The following is a 21,960-nucleotide window of genomic DNA, read 5'->3' as shown; positions in this document are numbered from 1 at the left end:
TTAACGTCATGGTTAACCGGGATAGTATCGTGTTACGTTATATTTATTTCGAAGCGATGGCCTGGACTACTGCGCCCAATTCCGTATGGTAAACACCTTCTACCACATCACGCTCGAGCTCTATGAGATGACTAAACTTTAAGTCAGCCAGTTCAAGGCTTAACGATTCTTTGGACATCATCGAGTCTTCCGAACCCCCACCGCCGGTGCCATACTTCAATTGATTGGGGGTATAAGCTTCAAGCAGTAAAACACCGTTCTGTTTAAGTCCAGCCACTACTTTTTTATGCAACTCCTTTCTTAACACCGAGGGCACAGGACAAAAAATAGATACAATCCCGTCCCACCTGTTTTCACCGATGTCATACTCTTCTAAATCCGCATAAATAAATTCAATAACAACTCCGTTATCTTCAGCTAATTTCCTGGCCTTTTCCAAACCGACCCGAGATGCATCGACAGCGGTTACAGAGTAACCCTGTTTCGCCAGAAAAACAGCATTGCGCCCTTCCCCTTCTGCCAAACTGAGGACTTTACCTTTGGGGATAAAGTTGACATTCTCTTCCAGAAATTTATTTGGGGTCGTTCCATATACGTACTCTTCTGCACTGTATCTTTCATCCCACATTAATTTTCTCCAAAAAACTTAGTTTTTAGTCGGGCAGATGTTTATTTCAAAATGATTAACCGAAGGACCACAGAAAGTTTCAATAACGACTAAATCAGCCTCTCAGTAACCGCCGATATAATCCATTTTCCCTATCTCCACACCGTTATGCCGCAAAATTGCGTAAGCCGTTGTGAGGTGGAAATGAAAATTGGGGTACACAAAATCCAACAAATAAGCTTGGCCTAAAAAATGGGCTTCTTTACTCCCGAATTTCAGGGTAATTTCACGCTCTTCACTGCCATCAATTTGCGCGGCAGCCACGCTTTGTAAAAACACCACGGTCTTAGCGATACGCGCCTGCAACTCAGGAAATGTGGTTTCGTTGTCTTCGTAACTCGGCACTTCAATTCCGGCAAGTCGGGCAGCGCAACCTTTGACCAAGTCAGTGGCAATTTGCACTTGCCGGTTCAGTGGATACATGTCAGGAGCTAAACGAGCGTTTATGAAGATCGACGCATCGATTTTCTTGGCTTCGGCATGGGCAGCGGCTTTGTCGAGTATCGTCGACAAGTTGCCTAACATGCGAACAAAAGAAGGGATTGATGCTTGGTACATCGTTAGTGACATGGTTTTTCTCCAAAAAGTAATGGCTAGTGATTTATTTTTTACGGCTTTTTTTGTTAGTTTTTCCAACAATTTCGGTCTTTTTTGCACTTGCGTTTTTTAATACAAGGTCAAAATCAATCTTTTTGTCGTCCAGGCTAACCCGCGCCACTTTAACCATCACGTTATCACCAATACGGAATTTGCTGCCGGTGCGCTCGCCTTTTAACTGGTGGCTAGTGGGATCGAAATGGTAATAATCCTGCCCCAAATTACTGATATGCACCAAGCCTTCCACATAAATTTCGGCAAGCTCGACAAAAAATCCGAATGAGGTAACCGCTGAAATAATGCCAGGGAATACGTCACCGATTTTGTCCATCATGTACTCGCACTTGAGCCAACTCACCACGTCTCGGGTCGCGTCGTCGGCCCTGCGTTCGTTGGCGGAACAAGACTCACCCAGCGTTATCATGTCAGGGAAGCCGTAAAAGAAAGTTTCCGGCTTGTTGCCCTGCAAACAATGCCGGATAGCGCGATGCACCAGCAAATCAGGATAGCGCCTTATCGGCGAAGTGAAGTGGGCATAGGCATCCAGCGCCAACCCAAAATGACCTTTCAATTCCGGGCTGTAAACGGCCTGCGACATCGAACGCAGCAGCACGGTCTGTATCAAATGACAATCCGGCCTGTCCTTGACGGACTCGATCAAAGCCATGTAATCGAGCGGCGTAGGTTTGTCGCCGCCACCCAGCGATAACCCTAATTCACCCAGGAATGTTTTCAGGCTCATCAGCTTGTCTACGCTGGGGCCGTCATGCACCCGCAATAGCTTGGGCATTTTTTTGGTGTTCAGGAATTTCGCCGCCGCCATGTTGGCGGTAATCATGAATTCTTCGATCAATTTATGGGCATCGTTACGGATCGTGGGCACGATCTTTTCGATCTTGCGGTTTGCGCCGAAGATAATCCGAGTTTCCTGGGTGTCGAAATCCATCGCGCCGCGTTGTTCGCGGCTAACGCGCATGACTTGGTACAACTCGTACAATTGCTTAAGATGCGGCAATAAAGCCTTGTATTTGGCGATCAACTCCTTATCACCATCAACCAATATCTTGGCGACTTCCGTGTACGTCAAACGGGCATGGGAACGCATGACGGCTTCAAAAAACCGCGATTTCGTCACCTTGCCATCCTGATCGATAAGCAGCTCGCACACCATGCACAGGCGATCCACGTCGGGGTTCAGCGAACACAGGCCATTTGACAGGATTTCCGGCAACATGGGGATGACCTGTTCCGGGAAATAGACCGACGTGCTGCGTTTTTGCGCTTCCTTGTCCAGCGCGGTGTTGATCCTGACATAGTGTGAGACATCGGCTATCGCAACCAGCAATTTCCACCCTTTGGGGGTTTTCTGGCAGAACACCGCATCGTCAAAATCCCGCGCATCTTCGCCATCAATCGTGACCAAGGGTGTTTTCCGCAAATCGCTACGACCTTCCTTTGCGGATTCCGGCACTTCCGGCGTTAATGATTCTATCTCTTGCAACAACTCATCCGGCCATTGGTGCGGCAATTCGTGCGAACGAATCGCCATTTCAATTTCCATACCGGGCGCAAGGTGGTTGCCCAACACTTCAATGATCCGGCCAATCGGCTGTCGTTGCTTGGTGGGTTGCTCGACGATTTCCGCGACGACGATTTGCCCCTGTTTAGCTTTTCCCGCCCCTCCTTTTTGTATCAATACCGTCTGGGCAATATTTTTCTGGTCGGGGACTACATAGGTAAATCCGTCTTCCTTATACAACCTGCCGACGATTTGGTGCGTGTTCCGTTCCAGGATTTCAACGACCGCACCTTCCCTGCGGCCTTTTCGGTCGATTCCGACAATACGCACCATCGCCCTGTCATTGTGCAACAGGGGATTCATTTCGCGCGGCGACAGGAACAAATCATCAGAGCCATCATCTGGTTTGAGAAAGCCGAAGCCATCTGAATGCCCCAACACACGACCCACAATCAAGTCTTTATTATTGACCACACAGTATTGCTGCGCCCGGTTAAACAGCAATTGCCCATCCCGCTCCATCGCCCGCAATCGGCGGCGCAAGGCTTCAAGTTGCTCATCTTCGGTAATCGAGAAGGCGTCGGCTATCTCGGCACGGCGCAGCGGTAAGCCGGTGTGTTCAAGCAATTGCAGGATATGTTCCCGGCTGGCGATGGGTTGTTCATATTTTTCAGCTTCGCGCTGAATGTAGGGATCTTTTTTTGTGCTGAAAACAGCTTCTTTTTTGGACTTTGAGGTCATTTAGTTACCAAACTTGGAGTCTTCAGGCCAACTGTACTAAACAATAACTGCATGCGGATTAAAGACAGCAATAAATTAGGAGGGTGTAAATCTGCTTTGCTCAAAGTAACAGTTAGGTCGTGTATAGTCGACTAATTTTTTGCAAAGGACATCTCATCTCTACAATATACATCAGTTTTTGACAGAGTGTTAAATTAGGTTAGCTATTAAGGATAACAGCTAGGCAAACAGCAAAATTTGAAGACGCTTATTCAGCCGATTGACAAAATCAGGTGTGACGAGTATATTTCGCCCTCGCTTTGCATTCTGCGCCTTTGCCGAGGTGGTGAAATTGGTAGACACGCTAGCTTCAGGTGCTAGTGGGCGAAAGCTCGTGAAGGTTCAAGTCCTTTTCTCGGCACCATTACATATATTATAGAGGCGTGGCCTGCCAGAATATGGGTATCAGCGTGATGTTGAAGTTTATAGCACCGAAAGAAGCGATCTCCGCCCTATCGACATGAATGATTGATCCAAGAATAAATTCCGTAGCCCAGCAAACAAATAACCTGATCAAGGCCGCTAACCATGCGGCTTTTTTATGCCTGTTTTTTACAAAGGTTATCCCGTAGCAATACGTTTATAGCCATTTTTAATTGATACGTAAATTTTAGCTAATCGATTAAATTGGTCGGGGCGACAGGATTTGAACCTGCGACCCCTTGCACCCCATGCAAGTGCGCTACCAAGCTGCGCTACGCCCCGACAGTTTTTAATCAAAATGCTTTGTGAATGCGATTGCTGACGCAATCTTCAAAGATAATTGGGCTGGGAAATGAAAATTTCCCCACCCACTAATAACGGATTTTATTTCAATAATTCCAAGATGTCTTCCAGTTCACCAATCATTTGGTGGATAAGTTGTTTGGTACGGATGGAATCTTCCTTGGCATTGTCGCTGCTCAAATGCGCCCTGGCACCGCCGATGGTATAACCTTGTTCATACAATAAAGCCCGAATCTGCCGTATCATCAAGACATCATGACGTTGGTAGTAGCGGCGGTTGCCCCGCCGTTTTACTGGACTTAGTTCAGTAAATTCCTGCTCCCAGTAGCGCAGGACGTGCGGCTTGACGGCACAAAGTTCGCTGACTTCACCGATGGTAAAATAGCGTTTTGCGGGGATGACGGGCAGTTCGTTATTATTGCTTGGTTCCAGCATACGTTTCTACTCGGGCTTTTAGTTTTTGACCTGACCGGAATGTTACCACACGACGGGCAGTAATGGGTATTTCTTCCCCTGTTTTAGGATTCCGACCTGGACGGCTGTTTTTGTCGCGCAGTTCAAACTTGCCGAAACCTGACAGCTTGACTTGTTCGCCATGCGCCAAAGACCCCTTAATTTCTTCAAAAAACAATTCCACCATTTCTTTGGCTTCACGCTTGTTTAGTCCCAGTTCTTCGTATAGCCTTTCCGCAAAATCAGCTTTTGTCAATGCCATGTAATCAATCCCTCAGTTTTGCACCAATCGTCTTGGCCAGTTTTTGTAATATATTGTTAAATATAGCATCTATTTCAACATCTGTAAGCGTTTGTGAAAAATTTTGCACTGTTATGCTGACCGCGACGCTTTTATGATTTTCTTCTATCCCTTTCCCACGGTACAGGTCAAACAGCACGATATCTTGGATCGTAGTTTCATTGCTGCCCTTTATGGCGGCAATAATGTCGTCGGCTGAGACAGTATCTTTGACGATCAGGGCCAAGTCCCGACTCACTGACGGGTATTTTGATAAGGATTTAAATCGGGAAACCGTTTTGTTAAGCAATAAATCCTGACTAAGCTCAAATAAAAACACCTGTGTTTCAAAACCAAGCTGCTTCTCAAGGCTGGGGTGCAACATGCCCAGGATACCTATTTTTTCACCCGCTTGGGACAAAATTTGGGCAGATTGACCTGGATGTAAGGCAGAATGCTTGGCCGGAACATATTGGACAGGGCGACCAGCCAGAGAAAACAAGGCTTGCACATCTGCCTTTAGATCAAAAAAATCGACTTTTCGAGGCCTCTCCCCCCATTGTCCTGGATAATAACTGCCTAATATCAAGCCCGACAACATTTTTTGCTGTTGTATTTGCCCGCTAACATTTAAAAACCGCAATCCGGTTTCAAACAAGCGCAACCGGTTTTGTTGACGGTTGAGGTTATGCAGTGCCGCTTTCAGCAACCCGCACCATAAGGTACTACGCATGACCGACAAGTCGGATGATATCGGGTTAGTTATTTTAATCAGCCCATCTTCGGGAACAACAGCTTGTTGAATATCTTCGTCAACAAAACTGTAGGTGATGGCTTCCTGATAGCCCCGGTCTACCAAGAGGTCTTTAACTCGATCGATGTCCAAAACGGTTTCAGTCGCTTTGCCCAGTTCCGCACGCATCAACAGGCTATTGTTGGGAATATTGTTATAACCGTGGACTCTTGCCAGTTCTTCAATGAGATCCGCTTCGATGGCCATATCAAAACGGAAACCGGGCGGGGTAATAAGCCAGCCTTCTGGATGTTGGTCAATACACATACCGAGACGGACTAAAATACGCTGCACTTGATCATCGGGCAAAGTTATGCCGAGCATTTTGACTATGCGTTGCCGCCTTAGCAAAATTGCCGGGCGTTGGGGCAATATCGCGTCGTCTTTAACTTCGCTAATCGGCCCGACACTACCGCCCGCTATTTCGATAATCAACTGGGTCGCCCGTTCGATTGCCCGATGTTGCAATGTTGCGTCTACACCTCGTTCAAAACGATGCGATGAATCCGTGTGCAAACCAAATCGCCTGGCTTTGCCGGCAATAGCGCGTGGCGCAAAAAAAGCACACTCTAGGAATATATTTTGCGTAGAATCGTTTACCGCACTGTCACTGCCACCCATTACGCCGGCCAGCGCTAACGATTGTTTCTCATCGGCGATAAGCAATGCTTCGTTATCCAATGTTATCGTTTGCCCGTTCAGCAAAGCCAGCGCCTCGCCGTTCCTTGCCATCCGTACCGTAATGCCGCCGACCAGCTTGTCCGCATCAAAGGCATGTAAAGGCTGGCCCAGTTCCATCAATACATAGTTCGTGACATCCACGACCGCGCCCAGGCTCCTGATCCCGACGCGGCGCAGGCGTTCCTGCATCCAGGAAGGCGTCTCCGCTTTGGGGTTAACTCCTTTGATCAGCCGTCCCAGATAACGGGGGCAAGCGGACTTTTCTTCGATGACGATAGGCAGGCTATCTTGATGATTGATTTTAGCTTCTTTAACTGGAGTTGCCGTCCAGTCCATACCATTCAGCAATGCCACTTCCCTGGCGATGCCTTCAACGCTCAAGCAATCGGCGCGATTAGGGGTCAAATCGATTTCGATAATTGAATCATTAAGGCTTAGGTATTCGCGAATATCCGTACCTACTGGCGCATCGTGCAACAACTCCATTAATCCGCTGGCATCGGCTGCAATCCCCAATTCCTTTTCCGAACAAAGCATTCCCGCCGATTCCACGCCGCGCAGCTTGGATTGCTTTATCTTAAAATCACCAGGCAATACTGCTCCGACCAAAGCCACCGGGACTTTCAATCCTGGCCTGACATTACTGGCACCACAGACAATTTGCAACGGTTCGTTTCCGCCCATGTTAACCAAGCAAACTTTTAGCTTGTCCGCATCAGGATGTTTTTCAGTAGTCAGCACTTCACCAATGACTACACGACTGAATAGTGCCCCAGCGGGCATAACTGAATCAACTTCCAACCCTGCCATCGTCAATTGTGCGACCAGTTCCTCAGTCGAAATGGCTGGATTGACGTATTCCCTTAACCAAGCTTCACTAATTTGCATGAGTTAAATTTTCCTTGGGCATTAGGCTTAATGGAATTGCCGCAAAAACTTGAGGTCATTCTCGAAAAACAACCGCAAATCATTAATACCGTAACGTAACATCGCCAACCTTTCGACGCCCATACCGAACGCAAAGCCGCTATGAGACTCACTGTCGATATTGACTGCCTTAAACACTTCAGGATGGATCATGCCACAGCCCATCACTTCCAGCCATCCGGTCTGGCTGCACACTCGGCAACCTTCGCCGTTGCACATCACGCATTCGATATCGACTTCTGCGGACGGCTCGGTAAACGGAAAGTAAGACGGACGGAAACGCACTTGGATGTCTTTTTCAAAAAAGGCGCGCAAGAATTGGTAAACCACGCCCTTTAAATCGGCGAAGCTGACGTCGGTATCGACGAGGAAGCCTTCTACTTGATGGAACATCGGGGTGTGGGTGATATCGGAATCGCAACGATACACACGACCCGGCGCAATGACTTTTAACGGCGGTTTTTCGGATTCCATTACCCGAATCTGTACGGGTGAGGTATGCGTACGCAATACCGTATGGGCATCGAAATAAAAGGTATCGTGCATAGCTCGCGCAGGATGGTGCTCAGGGATATTCAATGCGCCGAAGTTATGGTAATCATCTTCAATCTCAGGGCCTTCAACAACACTGAATCCGACACTGGCAAAGATTTTGGCAATCCGCCTTAATGTCGTCGTGACCGGATGCAATCCACCCTCCGACTGCCCCCTGCCCGGCAGGGTCACGTCGATGCGTTCGCTTGCCAACCTGTGTTCCAACTCGATATTGTCGAGCGCGTCTTTCCTGGCCTGTAACTGTTCTTGAAACCGGTCTTTGGCTTGGTTGATGACCTGTCCCACAGCGCGGCGGCGTTCAGGGTCAAGCGATCCCAATTCTTTCATCTGTAAAGTAAAAATTCCTTTCTTGCCCAAATAATGGACACGAACCTGATCGAGTTGATTCAAATCTTGTGCATCTGAAATCGAACTCGTCGCCTGCGCGAGAATTTCATCTAAGTTATCTGACACGATACAACTCGTCGATGGATGGGGAGTAATCAAGAAATGCCATAAAACCAATCGCCCGTTCCAAACCATTTCGGTATGACCGGGCGATTGTGTAAAAAATCGACTATCTTATATCTACGGCTTATGAAACCGGACTTTGGTTGGCTTTCGCAATTTTTGCGATTTCGCCAAAGGCTTCGATATCACGAACGGCGATGTCCGCCAGAACCTTACGGTCTATCGCTACATTTGCCTTGGTCAACCCATTGATTAACCGGCTATAGGAGATGCCATAGATGCGCGATGCCGCATTAATCCTAACTATCCATAAGCGTCGGAATTGGCGTTTTCTCTGTTTGCGGTCACGGTACGCATACTGACCCGCCTTAATGACGGCTTGTTTGGCGACTCGGTAAACGCGGCTGCGTGCACCGTAATAACCTTTAGCTTGCTTTAGAATTTTCTTGTGTCTTGCCCTTGCGGTAACGCCTCTTTTAACTCTAGCCATTTTGCTTCTCCAGGTTAACTATAAGGCATCATACGGGCGACCATGCGTACATCAGAGGCATGGACAGCAGCCGGTTTGCGTAACTGGCGCTTTCTTTTTGTGGTCTTCTTGGTCAGGATATGGCGCTTGTGTGATTGGCCACACTTGAAACCGCCGTTACCTGTCCGCCTGAAACGCTTGGCAGCGCCCCGGTTAGTCTTTATTTTTGGCATTTGTTTTTACTCCGAAAAATTAAATAAAATCCTTGAGATTAAACCCAACAAGGCAAAATGCATGGCCCTGGAGAATCAATGACAGCTTACTGCCAGCTGTTTGGGCAACCTATCCGTGGTTACCGTATCGCTTCGATTTAAGGAAAACGCCTTACTGAAGCTGATTTTGCTGAAGCACGAACCCGTGATTGGCCGCACTTCCAAAAACATACCGTTTACTATTTTTTCTTCTTGGGTGCCATGACCATGACCATCTGCCTGCCTTCCATTTTTGGAAACTGCTCGACGATGGCCAATTCTTCCAAATCTTTTTCAATACGCTTAAGCACATCCATGCCCAGTTCACGGTGCGCCATTTCCCTACCACGATAACGTAAGGTTATCTTGGTCTTGTCGCCGTCATTTAGGAATTTGGTCAGGCTCCGTAATTTAATCTGGTAATCGCCTTCATCAGTCCCGGGCCGGAACTTAATTTCTTTGACTTGAATCTGTTTCTGTTTCTTTTTGGCTTCTTGCAGCTTTTTGTTTAACGCAAACTGGTATTTGCCATAATTCATCACTTTACAGACGGGAGGATCCGCATTTGGCGATATTTCGACTAGGTCAAGGTCGGCTGCATACGCTATTTGCCTCGCTTGATCTATCGGCATGATACCCAAAGCCTCACCATCAGCACCTGTGACCCTCACCTTTCTGGCGGTGATTTCATCGTTCAGGCGCGTTTCATCTTTTTTAGCAGCGATATTTCAATCCTCCGAACACAACATTATGTTTTGTCTTCAATCTCTCGACTTAATCGTTGAGTAAAGTCCTTGATTGCCAGACTACCTAAATCTTCACCTTTCTGCGAGCGTACCGTTATGGCTTGATTTTCAAGCTCTTTATCTCCAATGATGACAAGATAAGGAATACGCTGCATGGAATGCTCGCGGATTTTAAACCCGATCTTCTCATTTCTCAAGTCAATTTTTGTCCTAAAGCCTTGTTTTTCCAAATCAAGTGCCACTTTTTCGGCATATTCCGCCTGTCGATCGGTAATGCTCAGCACGACGACCTGGATAGGCGACAGCCAAAGCGGAAAAGTACCCGCATGTTGCTCAATTAAAATACCGATAAAGCGCTCCAACGAACCCAATATGGCCCGGTGCAACATAACCGGAACTTGTCTGGAGCTGTCTTCGGCAATATAAGTTGCGCCCAATCGACCGGGCATGGAAAAATCGACTTGGATCGTACCGCATTGCCAGACCCGACCAATGCAGTCTTTCAAGGAAAATTCGATCTTGGGACCGTAAAAAGCACCTTCACCAGGCTGCAAATCCCAGGCCAAGCTTTTATTATTCAAGGCTAACTCAAGCGCACTCTCCGCCTTATCCCAACTGGCATCGTCACCTACCCGATTTTCGGGGCGGGTAGACAGCTTGATGATAACGTCTTCAAAACCAAAATCTTTGTATACTTCAAATAACAGGTCAATAAAATCAGAGACTTCGTCCTGTATTTGGCTTTCCGTGCAAAAAATATGAGCGTCATCCTGAACAAAATTCCGTACCCGCATCAGGCCGTGCAACGTACCTGATGGTTCATTTCGATGACATGATCCGAATTCAGCCAAACGTATGGGCAAGTCGCGATAGCTTTTTAAGCCCTGATTGTAAATCTGCACATGGCAAGGGCAATTCATCGGCTTGATCGCATAATCACGATTTTCGGAGTGGGTCGTGAACATGCCTGCACTGAACTTATCCCAATGACCGGATTTTTCCCACAACGAGCGATCGACGATTTGCGGCGTCCTTACCTCGCCGTAACCTTTCAGCCGCAATTTTTCGCGGATATATTGTTCGACTTGCTGGTATATCGCCCAGCCTTTTTCGTGCCAGAACACCATACCCGGCGCTTCTTCCTGGGCATGAAACAAGCCTAACGCTTTGCCTAGCTTACGGTGATCGCGCTTTTCTGCTTCTTCCAACCGATGCAAATACGCCTGCAAGTCCTTTTTGTCGCCCCAAGCGGTACCATAAATACGCTGCAACATCTCGTTGTTGGAATCGCCGCGCCAATAAGCACCCGCAATTTTCATCAATTTGAAGGCTTGCAATTTTCCCGTGCTGGGTACGTGCGGGCCACGACATAAATCGACAAACTTACCTTCACGGTATAAGCCAATCTCATCACCCGCAGGAATCGAGGCAATAATTTCAGCCTTGTATTTTTCACCGATGGAGTGGAAAAACGCCACGGCCTTGTCCCGATCCCAAACCTCGCGAGTTACTGCCTCGTCTTTCTGGGCAAGCTCAAACATCTTACTTTCAATTGCCTCAAGGTCTTCTGGCGTGAACGGTCGCTCAAAAGAGAAATCATAGTAAAACCCGTTCTCAATGACCGGACCTATCGTCACTTGTGCGCCAGGAAACAACTCCTTTACTGCGTAAGCTAGAAGATGCGCCGTTGAATGGCGGATAATGTCAACACCTTCCTCATCTTTTGCAGTAATGATTTGCAGCGACACATCGCTGTCGATAACGGCATTGGCATCAACGACTTTACCGTCAAGCTTCCCAGCCAAAGTCGCTTTAGCCAATCCAGAACCGATAGAGCGCGCCACATCAAGCACCGTTACGACTTGATCGAATTCACGCTTGGAACCGTCTGGGAGGGTAACTACGGGCATGGGGCTAACTTAACTCTAAATTTAATCTAACGCTAAAATAAAAAAGCACTGACGAAGCAGTGCCTTATAAAATCTGGTAGGCGCGATTGGACTCGAACCAACGACCCCCACCATGTCAAGGTGGTGCTCTAACCAACTGAGCTACGCGCCTGAAACTATCTCATATTCAGACCCGACATTATAACAACAGATTTAAGTTTAGCAACTTGAATAATAATGTGAGAACCTGCTTGCCCATATATCAACCGAGAATTCTTGGAATTTATAGACAAACCCAAAAAGATACAATGTCACCCTTCAACCCTTAAAATACACACGTTATCCCTATTAACTTTAATTGTAGGACTATACCTTTAATTGGGTCGTTGAATTAATGATGGCATCCAGCACCATGAATATGCCCATGCGATAATTCTTCTTTAGTGGCAAGCCTTACACCCACAATTTCTACGTCAAAATTTAATGACTGACCGGCCATAGGGTGATTACCATCAACGGTAATCTCGTCCCCATCTATTTTTATGACCGTGATAATGCCCGAACCTGAATTTACGGCGGCGTGGAATTGCATACCGACTTCCACCTTGTCTATGCCATCAAACATCTCTCGCGACACAACTTGAATCATATCATCACTGAATTCACCATAAGCATCCGCCGCCTCAACACGCACATTCAATTTGTCTCCGACATTTTTGTGATGCAATGCTTTCTCCAGGCCTGAAATGATATTACCACTCCCATGCAAATAAACCATTGGCTCACCACCGACGGTACTGTCAAGTTCTTCACCCGCATCATTGGTCAGGGTATAGTGGATAGAAACGGCTGTGTTATTGGCGATTTGCATGGTAAACCTGTTCAAAAATCAAAAATCACATAATACCGTTTTGCGGCTATTTTGTCTGATTTTTTTGTTGACCCAAAGCAGTGTTAACCAAACCCGAATTTCGTTAACTTATTGATCTATATTGGTGGCGATAGGTGGACTTGAACCACCGACCCCGGGGTTATGAATCTTGAATAAAAACTATTAGCTAATTTAAAATCAACATCTTGCAATTGCTAGCACAATAATACAAAGTTACATAAAGCGTTGATTTTATTTGATGAACATAATACGAAGGTTACGGTTTGGCTACGGCGTTTAGTATACCGTGATAGGCTTATAGTTACTGGCGGCGAGGGGTGCGAGCGAAGCGATTGACCGTCGGCGCCGGGTAACCAAAGGCGCATAAGAAATGTACAGCCTTTAGCCAATCCCGTTGGTTCACTCCTTAGTGACCTTTCCGGTATTAGCACCGCCGGCGTCCCCTGGCGGTCGGGCAGACCGCCGAACCTACCACGGTTATTAAGCTAAAGGAATCGGAGTGAACCTGGGCTTCGCTATCTGGGAACAAAGCTTACGGCGCAGGTCGAAGAGAGAGCGTAGCGAACGATGACCAGCCGTAAGCGATGGCGACTTATTATATGGCACAATGTTCTTGACATTTCTTAAAATACTCTTAAAATCCCATCCTGTTTTATTCCATTAACCAACGATTATGATAATCCTGCTATCGTGATAGCGATAGGCGTTATATGGCGCTCTCCATATTGCTGTAACTGTCAACAGGCGTCAGAAAAACATCCAGATTTATCATCTGGACATAATCGGTAACCTCAAAGGTATGCCGATATGCAACAAATTGAACACCGCATAACGTGCTGCCTGCAAATCTTGCAGGTGACACATGTCTATTCATAATCAAACTCCTTGTTGTCCTGCCGATATTCAGGATGCCGACTTGTCGGCATTCGACCTACCCTCGTCCTGTAATACGAGGGTAAAGTCCCCCCAAGGCCAAACAGCATTCGTTGATTGGTTTACCGCCACCTTCAAATTTGAATTAAGCCCGTTCGATTTCGATGAATTCGATCCTGAATTTAAAGGCACTTCCCGTGCCGAAAAGCTCCAATATATCCATCACATCCTGTTTGAGGTTTTCGGACTCCCTGAAATCCGATTAACCCCGCTTAAAAGGACATACAAGTTTTATGACTGGTCAATCCGGCTTGGTGAGTACGGCTTTATTGCATGGGGCGGCGAAAAACAAAACGGCACAGTCTTGATTGACCTTAACGCCACTGGTTGCGCCCAAGTCAAGGATTGGCTGACCGTCAAGTATTGGGGTGAGTCCTACGGGGCAACAATCACACGCTGTGACCTTGCCCATGACGATTACGAGGGAACGACAGTCTCTATAGCGCAAGGGTTAAGCTGGCTTGAACAAGGCTTATTTCATGACGGCGGTCGTCCGCCACAACCCAAATTAATAGATGATTTAGGCACGAACAAAGGGAAGACTTTGTACGTCGGTGCAAGGCAAGGAGTAAAGTATTGCCGTATTTATGAGAAAGGTAAGCAACTTAAGGACAAGGAATCGCCCTGGGTACGCCTGGAAGTTGAATTCAAAAAGGGCAAGCGCGTTATCCCCTGGGAAATATTGACCAACCCCTCTTTTTATCTCGCGGGTGCATACCCCTGCACTGCATTCTTGTCAGAATTCCAGGAACGGATAAAAACAGTAAAAAAGATGGCGGGGCTTGCTTACCGCAATTTGGTCAAACAAGCCAAAACCCAGTTCGGTCGTCTTTTTGATGTCATGATGCGTGTAGAAGCTGGCGATTATTGCGCGGTTATCGATCAACTAATTCGCGTTGGCACTCCTAAATCACTGCAAGCCTTTGATGATTACTGGTATCCAGAATTGGAGGTTGCAGCATGATTACCTGTGCATGGTGCAACTTCAAATCTGACAAGCCCGGCCAATTCATCGGAAGGTTTTATGTCTGCGTCCCGACTGGTGAAATCCTGGCCAGGTCTTTCCTCTGTATCCAGTGCAATGCAAAGCTTGGGGGTCGCTAATGGAAACGCTCACTCTTGAACAAGCCGCTGGAATTCTAAGGATGCACAAGGTCACAGTGCGTAACAAAGCCCGTGCTGGCGAACTACCCGCAGCCAAGGTAGGCAAACGCTGGTTATTCCTGGAAGTAGACCTTATGAATTGGCTACGGTTACAATACTCCCCGCTAGCGTTGCAGGGTGATAAGACAACGGAGATAAAATTATGTCACTCTACAAACGTAAAGACAGTTCCCAGTGGTGGATTAAGATCAGCGTCAACGGACGACGAATACAGAAAAGCACTGGGACTGAGGATAGACAAGCCGCCCAAGAATACCACGACCGACTGAAAACGGAACTTTGGGAACAGGTACGGCTTGGGGTTAAGCCTGGGTATCTATGGCAGGATGCGGTTTTAAGATGGCTTAAGGAAACGGAACATAAGGCATCTAGGGATCATGACATTAAGCATTTGCGATTTTTGGACAAGCATTTGAATGGTGTTTATCTGCATGATATTAATCGTGATATGGTCGATAGCCTTATTCAATCAAAACTGGCAACCAAAGTTTGTAACACTACAGTTAATCGGATGTTGCAACTTGTTCGTGCTATTTTGCGTAGAGCTTCCATAGAATGGGAGTGGCTAGATAAAGTACCCAAGATAAGGCTATTGAAAGAGCCAGATCATCGCATACGTTGGATAACCAGGGAGGAAGCCGATAGGTTAGTTCTTGAATTGCCAGAACACCTAAAGGCAATTGTAGAATTTTCGTTGCAAACGGGGTTAAGGCGTTCGAATGCCACGGGGCTTCAATGGTCACAAGTTGATTTAGTTCGGCGCATAGCATGGATTCATGCTGACCAAGCTAAATCAAGAAAAGCCATACCAGTTCCTCTTTCAAAAACGGCTGTAATTATTATTCGAGAGCAAATAGGCAAGCATCATTCTTATGTGTTTAGTTACAAAGGCAAGCCTATCATTCAGGTTAATACTAAAGCATGGCGTTTGGCATTAAAACGGGCAGGTATAGAAAATTTCCGTTGGCATGACCTCCGGCATACCTGGGCAAGCTGGCATGTTCAGAATGGAACGCCGTTACATGCCTTGCAATCCCTGGGCGGCTGGCATTCCGCAGAAATGGTTCAGAGATACGCGCATTTGTCCGGTGAACATTTGGCAGGGTACGTTGATAAACTGTTTGAGCTACGTTCCGTAGATGTCGAGCAAAACAGCTACGATTCAGCTACGTTAAACAACTAAATCAACAAACCAATATCATGTAACTATTTGATTTAATTGGTGGCGATAGGTGGACTTGAACCACCGACCCCGGGGTTATGAATCCCGTGCTCTAACCAGCTGAGCTATATCGCCTGATGAGTGGGCTCTCGATAAAGAGCCGGGAATTATAGATATCGCCCCTTATTTTGTCAAACATTGAACCTGAAATGCACGACATCACCGTCTTTGACGACGTAGTCTTTGCCTTCCAGTCGCCATTTGCCTGCATCCTTTGCGCCTTGCTCGCCTTTATAAGCAATAAAGTCCTGATAGGAAATGACTTCGGCGCGGATGAAACCTTTTTCAAAATCGGTGTGGATTACACCTGCGGATTGAGGGGCGGTCGCCCCAATAGGAATTGTCCAAGCCCTGACCTCCTTAACGCCTGCGGTGAAGTAGGTGGCCAAGTTTAACAGGCTATAACCCGCCCTAACCACGCGGTTTAGGCCGGGCTCTTCAAGGCCGAGATCATCAAGGAATTCCTTTTTTTCGTCTTCTTCCAATTGGGCGATTTCCGCTTCGATGGCGGCACAGATCGCCACCACCGTTGCACCTTCGTTATCCGCAAATGCCTGTACCCTATCTAGCAAGGGATTGTCGGTAAAGCCGTCATCTTGCACATTGGCAATGTACATGGTGGGTTTTAGGGTCAGCAGGCACAAGTCTTTGACGAGAGCTTTTTCTTCATCATCCAAATTCAATCCACGCGCAGGTAATCCGGCATCTAGCTGTTGAAAGATGCGTTCCAATACTTGTTTTTTTGCCAGGTCATCCTTGTTGCCAGACTTAGACGCCTTGCTTACACGCAGCAAGGCTCGTTCTACAGAAGCCATATCGGCTAAAGCCAATTCGGTGTTGATGACTTCAATATCGGAAAGCGGGTCGATTTTCCCGGCAACATGGACGACATTGTCATCCTGGAAGCAGCGGACGACATGGGCAATGGCATCGGTTTCGCGGATATTCGCTAGGAACTGGTTGCCCAACCCTTCGCCTTTGGATGCACCTGCAACCAGCCCTGCGATATCGACGAATTCGATAGTGGTGGGGACGATGCGTTCCGGTTTGACGATTTCTGCTAACTTATCCATCCTCGGATCGGGTACAGGAACAACGCCCACATTGGGATCGATAGTACAGAACGGGTAGTTTTCAGCCGCGATTTTTGCTTGGGTCAGTGCGTTGAACAAGGTTGATTTGCCCACGTTGGGCAAGCCAACGATTCCACAGTGTAATGCCATAAGTTCTCTTGGGAATAGATAAGTTGCCGAAATCCGTAGAAATTTCAATTAACCTCGTGCTTTAGAATAAGCTTGGCAAGAAGGCATAATCCTCTTGCCCTTATTCTCTCCTTCGCCGAGGGGAGATTTTAGGAATTCCGAAAAATCCGGGCATTATACAAGTTCCAACGCTAATCTGGGTGAATAAGTGGTGACAGGGTTAATGCTCTGTCATTTTCAGCTTGACGAGAAGCTGCCTGTAATCATCCATGCTTAGGGCATCATTGGCAACGAGGATGGGGGGATTATCTTGAATGTGCAAGAAGATAAGAAATGTTGTGACAACTGTTGATTTCAAGATAGTAGCCGCTTTAAAATCGCCGCCATCGGAAATTTCCCAGCCTAGCTTTTCAGTATGCCTGATTTTGCGTTGCTCATTTTTAAGCCGGGGAAAATTGACCCTAAAATTTACTCCGATGAGAACGACTATCGCCAGCTTGGTTACAAGCGGCAAGGCATTGGAGACTGTCGCAACGAAGGCGATCAAATGGATGACGATGACCAATCGCTGCAAATTTTTTGAAGGCTTAAGTTCGGCGACAAACGGTGCGCCCTGTTTTTTTGCGATCAATGCAACCCCAAGATTTTAAATCCCAATAGCCCGGTCATTTTTACCGTATCTAACAAACATAAGCATTATGGCTGATGAAGCGCGATATAATTAGGGCAGATTCTTGGAGCTAGATCATATCGCATGAACATAAACTGGAAAACCTTTTTGCTGGGTCAACTGGCTACAGTGGAAGATGAAAAGATAACTTTCGTAGGGGCAACGAATACGGGCAGCAAGCGTATTTATCCGTTGCCTCATCTTGCCGTGTTATCGGTGACGGGCAAAGATGCAGCGAAATTATTGCAGGGGCAAGTCACTTGCAACGTCAATGATATAAGCGAAGCCAACAGTAGTTTGGCGGCCATGTGCAACCCAAAAGGCAGGGCGATCGCCACGTTTTTGCTGGCGAAGAAAGCGGATACGTTTTTGCTGGTTCTCCCCACAGAGCTTTTGGAAACGGTAAAGAAAAGATTGCAAATGTATGTGTTGCGTTCTGACGTAAAGATTACGGATAGTTCTGACGACCTCTGTTTATTGGGCTTGTTTGAGCAGGAGCAGCCCGTTCAGCCTAACACTTCGGAAATTCAACAAAATTTGATCTCAGTCAATCTTCCTGTCTCAACAAGACGTAGACTGTCCATAATGAATGTGGATCAAGCCATGCAGTTTTGGACGGAGCAAATCGATCATCAGGGTTTTCGTAAAGCCGGCTCGGACGAATGGCGTTATCTCGACATCGTCTCAGGTATGCCTTGGCTAACGACAGCAACTTCTGAAGAGTTTATCCCGCAAATGCTGAATCTCGATAAATTAGGCGGCATTAGCTTTAACAAGGGTTGTTATACCGGGCAGGAAATTGTTGCCCGTACCCATTACCTGGGTAAAACTAAACGTGAAATGTTGCTTGCCGAGTGTCAATCCTCCCTAGTGCCCGAGCCTAATTCAACGGTCATCGACAAAGATGGCATTGGGCAAGAAACCATCGGAAAAGTGTTGTTGGCGCAGCAAGACGATCAAGGCTGCAAACTGCTGGTTATTCTGCAAACGACCGAATCCGCCTGCGATAACCTTCGTTTGCAAGGCGATATGCAAACACAAATCAAACTCATACCTTTCGCCCATGATTGACCAACAGGCTGCCCAATCATTTCGGCGATTGGCGACTTTAACGGTTTGTGCCGTTTATTTTCTGATATTGGTAGGCGGCATCGTCCGCGCTTCCGGCGCCGGTATGGGATGCCCCGACTGGCCGACCTGTTTTGGACAATGGGTTCCGCCGACGGAAGAAGCACAATTGCCTGCGGATTACCACGAGAGATATGCTGTCGGTTACGAAAACACCCAATTCAATCCCATAAAAACCTGGACGGAATACCTCAACCGATTGACCGGTGTCACCATCGGTTTTCTTATCTTTCTGACGGCTTGGCGTTCGCGCGTTTATCGCCCCCAAGACAAAATGATCTTTTGGTTGTCGTGGACGGTGTTTTTCGTGGTGGGTTTTCAGGGCTGGTTGGGTTCAACCGTAGTTGCCAGCAATCTCAAGCCAGTGATTATTACGATGCACATGCTGTTGGCATTATTGATTGTTGCCTTGCTTATTTACATTCTTGCGCGCTCACAAAAGGCCCAGTACGGTTACCTGGATATCAGTGTATTGCCCGATAAGTTCACGAATGTGCTGGTTGTGGCTATGTTGATGACCTTATTGCAGGTGGTTATGGGCACACAAGTCCGGGAGGCAGTGGACATGATCGCCAACGAACATGCTTATATCGACAGACAGTACTGGCGCGACGATTTCCCTGTTATTTTTTATATACACCGCTCTTTTTCTTCGCTTATTTTGTTGACCAACGGTTGGTTAACCTGGAAAGTCTTCCAGGCATTCGACCGAACGGCGCTTGTTTATAAGGTAAACTTGTTGCTTATCGGACTAATCGTTTCTGGCATTATGGCAGGGATTTCGCTTGATAGGCTGGGCATGCCGCCAGTGGCGCAACCTATCCATCTGTTAATGGCAAACCTGATTTTTGGGACGCAGTTTTTTTTGTATAGCTACTTGGCGTATTCAAAAAAACCTGCCCCATAAGCAGCCAAACGATAATAAGGCCATTTCAAGGCAGCTTAATTTGGGGATTTTCATTTTGTTCGCCCGCTTTTAGGGGGATATCCTTAATGTCATTGCTAAGATTAAAGAGAGATGGCTGAAGATCTCGAATTGGCTTTAGCGCAGCAGGAGGTTGCGGCTGCTTTTTTAGTTCGTGCAGTAAAAAGATCTGTTCTTTCCCGTATGTGGCATGTTGCTCTGGGCTTACCTTGTTTTCCGTGAAGCCTCCGCTCCTGTATTCCCACATTAGCAGAAAAATATTGGCTAAGATGACCGTCAGGCAAAGTGTTTTCATGATTGCTTTCTTAAGGTTAAAGAAAGTCCACGGAATACCAAATCAGGGTCGATAATCGCTGGCATGGACAAATGGGCTGAAATAGTTTCGGCGTCGCCTCCTGTAAGCAGTAGCTGCGGGGCATCAGGTTGGCTTTTTAGGGCATGCTCGATAAATCCGCAAGCGGCTGATAAAACACCGTTATAGATGGCGGCATCGGTAAAAGTTGCAAGTCCAAAAGGATAAGGGATTTCATTGAGCCCCAAATTCTCCGTGTTAAGTGCAAGCGCTTCTTTCATTAAGCGCAAGCCAGGGCTAATCAGGCCGCCTAAGTGCCGACCTGAGGCGTCAACCCTATCCAAAGTAATGGCAGTACCACACCCGACAATACAAAGCGCTTTCCGGTAGCGGTCGTAACCTGCAATCAGGCTTAACCAGCGATCAACCCCTAGCTTTTCCGGTTCTCGGTAAGCGTTAATAACACCAAATCCTTGAGCTTTAGATAGGACGCGAATAACCGTTATCCTAGGCCAAATTTCGTTGACCGTTACTACAACCAAGTCGAAAAGTTGGCTGGTGCCGACACAGGAGATAGCCAATTGGTTGGGCGATGCCATGTCGCGCCATAACTGGATAAGTGCGCTTCGATTGATTTTGGCATTGTCGATCGGTTTCCCAGGGACAATATCCAAGTTACTTTCGATTGCCCACTTGAGCCGGGTATTGCCCATGTCGATTAACAGATTCATACGATGTCGCCGCTAAAACTGACTTCGCCGGACGCATAAGCCTGGGTGTTGCCATCGGGCTTAGTTAACAATAACAAGCCTTGGTCATCAATGCCTTTCACGATGCCTTGATAACTGTGCTGCCCAATGTGCAGCGTAGCGGATTTGTCTTTGAGGCAATCGTATTGCCGCCATTCGTCCAAGTAGGAAGCTATCCCTAGTATTTCAAATTCGGAAATGATTAGAAACAACTGGTTTAGCAATTCACCCGCCAATGCATTCCTGTTATGGCGGGGTTGTCCAGTGACTTGGCACAGGTCTGTCCATTGCTGGGTAATTTCGGCGGCTTCCGCTTCCGGTAAGTAGACATTCAATCCCAAGCCGATGACCGCCGCGCACGGACCTTCCGATTCGCCCGAAACCTCAACCAAAATACCGCCCAGTTTTTTGTCCCTGCAGTAAATGTCATTAGGCCATTTTAATTGAAAAATATCCCCATACTGGGACTGAAGTGCACGGATGACGGCAACGCCGATGACAAGGCTCAGCCCTGAAATTGCCAAGGGGCTGGCTTGGAAACGCCAGAGTAACGACAGGTAAATATTGCTCCCGAAAGGTGAAACCCAACGCCGTCCCCGTCGTCCTTTTCCTGCGGTTTGTTGTTCGGCAAAACAGGCCATGCCGGATGGCGCATGGTTATGGTTGCGTTCCATCAAATACGTGTTAGTGGATGGGATTTGGTCGAAAATTTCAATCCTGCTTATTAAGGGTTTTATCTTCGCATCGACGGATTTTAAGATTTCGTTTTCATCCAGCAACTCCAATGGCCTTTCCAGTCGGTACCCTTTGCCGCTAACAGCAGAATGCTGCAAGCCTAGGTCGGTAGCCAAGCCGTTTAAGTGTTTCCAAATAGCGGAGCGACTTATATTGAGGGCTTCCGCCAATTCGGTACCTGAGTGGAATTGCCCATCGGCCAACAACTGAAGAATGGATTTTTGTTTTTCTGAAATCAGCACAAGTCCAGCCCTAAGAGGGAGTT

The 21,960-nt window shown here is 47.2% G+C and carries 23 protein-coding genes and 4 tRNA genes; 6 read left to right on the top strand and 21 right to left on the bottom strand.

The window, feature by feature from the left end; all coding sequences use genetic code 11:
- Positions 1-43: 43 nt before the first annotated feature.
- The 3 genes from MGMO_RS05490 to rnr all read right to left on the bottom strand — a co-directional run bounded on the left by MGMO_RS05490 (position 44) and on the right by rnr (position 3,524).
- A complete protein-coding gene (locus MGMO_RS05490) occupies positions 44-628 on the bottom strand; it encodes a class I SAM-dependent methyltransferase (protein ID WP_023494048.1) in 585 nt (194 codons plus the stop codon).
- Between the two features lie 102 nt (positions 629-730).
- Positions 731-1,237 (bottom strand): DUF1993 domain-containing protein, encoded by a 507-nt coding sequence (locus tag MGMO_RS05485; protein ID WP_023494047.1) that lies wholly within the window; start codon positions 1,235-1,237, stop codon positions 731-733.
- Between the two features lie 31 nt (positions 1,238-1,268).
- Positions 1,269-3,524: a ribonuclease R gene (gene rnr / locus MGMO_RS05480; RefSeq protein WP_023494046.1), complete on the bottom strand. Its 2,256-nt coding sequence runs from the start codon at positions 3,522-3,524 to the stop codon at positions 1,269-1,271.
- A gap of 316 nt (positions 3,525-3,840) precedes the next feature.
- Here rnr and MGMO_RS05475 point away from each other — a divergent pair.
- Positions 3,841-3,927: transfer RNA gene (locus MGMO_RS05475), tRNA-Leu, on the top strand.
- Between the two features lie 264 nt (positions 3,928-4,191).
- Here the strand turns inward: MGMO_RS05475 and MGMO_RS05470 are convergent.
- The 12 genes from MGMO_RS05470 to MGMO_RS19890 form a co-directional block, all read right to left on the bottom strand.
- Positions 4,192-4,268 (bottom strand) — tRNA-Pro (locus MGMO_RS05470).
- A 102-nt stretch (positions 4,269-4,370) separates the two neighbouring features.
- A complete protein-coding gene (locus MGMO_RS05465) occupies positions 4,371-4,724 on the bottom strand; it encodes a MerR family transcriptional regulator (RefSeq protein WP_023494045.1) in 354 nt (117 codons plus the stop codon).
- Complete coding sequence (gene ihfA, locus MGMO_RS05460; protein ID WP_023494044.1) at positions 4,705-5,004, bottom strand: integration host factor subunit alpha; 300 nt, start codon at positions 5,002-5,004, stop codon at positions 4,705-4,707. The genes MGMO_RS05465 and ihfA overlap by 20 nt, the downstream gene beginning before the upstream one ends.
- Positions 5,005-5,008: 4 nt before the next feature.
- On the bottom strand, positions 5,009-7,384 hold the full coding sequence (pheT, locus tag MGMO_RS05455) for a phenylalanine--tRNA ligase subunit beta (RefSeq protein ID WP_023494043.1): 2,376 nt from the start codon (positions 7,382-7,384) through the stop codon (positions 5,009-5,011).
- Positions 7,385-7,411: 27 nt separating this feature from the next.
- Positions 7,412-8,431, bottom strand: coding sequence for a phenylalanine--tRNA ligase subunit alpha (pheS, locus tag MGMO_RS05450; protein ID WP_036307021.1), 1,020 nt, complete (start codon positions 8,429-8,431; stop codon positions 7,412-7,414).
- 121 nt (positions 8,432-8,552) lie between these two features.
- Complete coding sequence (rplT, locus tag MGMO_RS05445) at positions 8,553-8,918, bottom strand: 50S ribosomal protein L20 (RefSeq protein WP_023494041.1); 366 nt, start codon at positions 8,916-8,918, stop codon at positions 8,553-8,555.
- A gap of 14 nt (positions 8,919-8,932) precedes the next feature.
- A complete protein-coding gene (rpmI, locus tag MGMO_RS18905; protein ID WP_023494040.1) occupies positions 8,933-9,130 on the bottom strand; it encodes a 50S ribosomal protein L35 in 198 nt (65 codons plus the stop codon).
- Between the two features lie 218 nt (positions 9,131-9,348).
- Positions 9,349-9,873, bottom strand: a complete 525-nt coding sequence (infC, locus tag MGMO_RS05435) for a translation initiation factor IF-3 (protein WP_082458289.1) — start codon at positions 9,871-9,873, stop codon at positions 9,349-9,351.
- A 23-nt stretch (positions 9,874-9,896) separates the two neighbouring features.
- Complete coding sequence (gene thrS, locus MGMO_RS05430) at positions 9,897-11,804, bottom strand: threonine--tRNA ligase (RefSeq protein WP_023494038.1); 1,908 nt, start codon at positions 11,802-11,804, stop codon at positions 9,897-9,899.
- 74 nt (positions 11,805-11,878) lie between these two features.
- Positions 11,879-11,955 (bottom strand) — tRNA-Val (locus tag MGMO_RS05425).
- 219 nt (positions 11,956-12,174) lie between these two features.
- A complete protein-coding gene (locus MGMO_RS05420; protein WP_023494037.1) occupies positions 12,175-12,654 on the bottom strand; it encodes an FKBP-type peptidyl-prolyl cis-trans isomerase in 480 nt (159 codons plus the stop codon).
- Between the two features lie 727 nt (positions 12,655-13,381).
- Positions 13,382-13,549 carry a hypothetical protein gene (locus MGMO_RS19890; protein ID WP_161808465.1) on the bottom strand — a complete coding sequence of 56 codons (168 nt, stop codon included), beginning with the start codon at positions 13,547-13,549 and terminating at the stop codon, positions 13,382-13,384.
- Here MGMO_RS19890 and MGMO_RS05415 point away from each other — a divergent pair.
- From MGMO_RS05415 to MGMO_RS05410, 3 genes are all read left to right on the top strand, one after another.
- Entirely contained in the window at positions 13,538-14,572 is a 1,035-nt protein-coding gene (locus MGMO_RS05415) for a replication initiation factor domain-containing protein (protein WP_023494036.1), read from the top strand. The genes MGMO_RS19890 and MGMO_RS05415 overlap by 12 nt on opposite strands.
- 139 nt (positions 14,573-14,711) lie before the next feature.
- Complete coding sequence (locus MGMO_RS21070) at positions 14,712-15,041, top strand: helix-turn-helix domain-containing protein (protein WP_036307013.1); 330 nt, start codon at positions 14,712-14,714, stop codon at positions 15,039-15,041.
- On the top strand, positions 14,954-15,955 hold the full coding sequence (locus MGMO_RS05410; RefSeq protein ID WP_407656499.1) for a tyrosine-type recombinase/integrase: 1,002 nt from the start codon (positions 14,954-14,956) through the stop codon (positions 15,953-15,955). The genes MGMO_RS21070 and MGMO_RS05410 overlap by 88 nt, the downstream gene beginning before the upstream one ends.
- A 37-nt stretch (positions 15,956-15,992) precedes the next feature.
- On the opposite strand, the gene MGMO_RS05405 is transcribed toward MGMO_RS05410, so the two are convergent.
- The 3 genes from MGMO_RS05405 to MGMO_RS05395 form a co-directional block, all read right to left on the bottom strand.
- Positions 15,993-16,069: transfer RNA gene (locus MGMO_RS05405), tRNA-Met, on the bottom strand.
- 56 nt (positions 16,070-16,125) lie between these two features.
- A complete protein-coding gene (gene ychF, locus MGMO_RS05400) occupies positions 16,126-17,217 on the bottom strand; it encodes a redox-regulated ATPase YchF (protein WP_023494033.1) in 1,092 nt (363 codons plus the stop codon).
- 199 nt (positions 17,218-17,416) lie between these two features.
- Positions 17,417-17,827 carry a protein YgfX gene (locus tag MGMO_RS05395; protein ID WP_023494032.1) on the bottom strand — a complete coding sequence of 137 codons (411 nt, stop codon included), beginning with the start codon at positions 17,825-17,827 and terminating at the stop codon, positions 17,417-17,419.
- Positions 17,828-17,950: 123 nt separating this feature from the next.
- On the opposite strand from MGMO_RS05395, the gene ygfZ reads away from it, so the two are divergent.
- Together ygfZ and MGMO_RS05385 are read left to right on the top strand one after the other, a co-directional pair.
- Complete coding sequence (gene ygfZ / locus MGMO_RS05390; protein ID WP_023494031.1) at positions 17,951-18,937, top strand: CAF17-like 4Fe-4S cluster assembly/insertion protein YgfZ; 987 nt, start codon at positions 17,951-17,953, stop codon at positions 18,935-18,937.
- A complete protein-coding gene (locus MGMO_RS05385) occupies positions 18,930-19,901 on the top strand; it encodes a COX15/CtaA family protein (protein WP_023494030.1) in 972 nt (323 codons plus the stop codon). Before ygfZ ends, MGMO_RS05385 begins: the two co-directional genes overlap by 8 nt.
- 25 nt (positions 19,902-19,926) lie before the next feature.
- Here MGMO_RS05385 and MGMO_RS05380 read toward each other — a convergent pair whose 3' ends face one another.
- Genes MGMO_RS05380 through birA form a run of 3 tightly spaced genes read right to left on the bottom strand, consistent with a single transcriptional unit; the run spans position 19,927 to position 21,937 of the window.
- Positions 19,927-20,214, bottom strand: coding sequence for a hypothetical protein (locus tag MGMO_RS05380; protein ID WP_023494029.1), 288 nt, complete (start codon positions 20,212-20,214; stop codon positions 19,927-19,929).
- Complete coding sequence (locus MGMO_RS05375; RefSeq protein ID WP_023494028.1) at positions 20,211-20,942, bottom strand: type III pantothenate kinase; 732 nt, start codon at positions 20,940-20,942, stop codon at positions 20,211-20,213. Before MGMO_RS05375 ends, MGMO_RS05380 begins: the two co-directional genes overlap by 4 nt.
- The gene (gene birA / locus MGMO_RS05370) at positions 20,939-21,937 is read right to left on the bottom strand and encodes a bifunctional biotin--[acetyl-CoA-carboxylase] ligase/biotin operon repressor BirA (RefSeq protein WP_023494027.1); all 999 of its coding nucleotides are present in this window, start codon (positions 21,935-21,937) and stop codon (positions 20,939-20,941) included. Before birA ends, MGMO_RS05375 begins: the two co-directional genes overlap by 4 nt.
- Positions 21,938-21,960: the final 23 nt, after the last annotated feature.

The sequence above is a fragment of the Methyloglobulus morosus KoM1 genome, from assembly GCF_000496735.2.
Lineage (GTDB): Bacteria > Pseudomonadota > Gammaproteobacteria > Methylococcales > Methylomonadaceae > Methyloglobulus > Methyloglobulus morosus.
The sequence above is the reverse complement of the archived record's forward strand: the minus strand, read 5'-3'. Positions and strand labels throughout refer to the sequence as shown.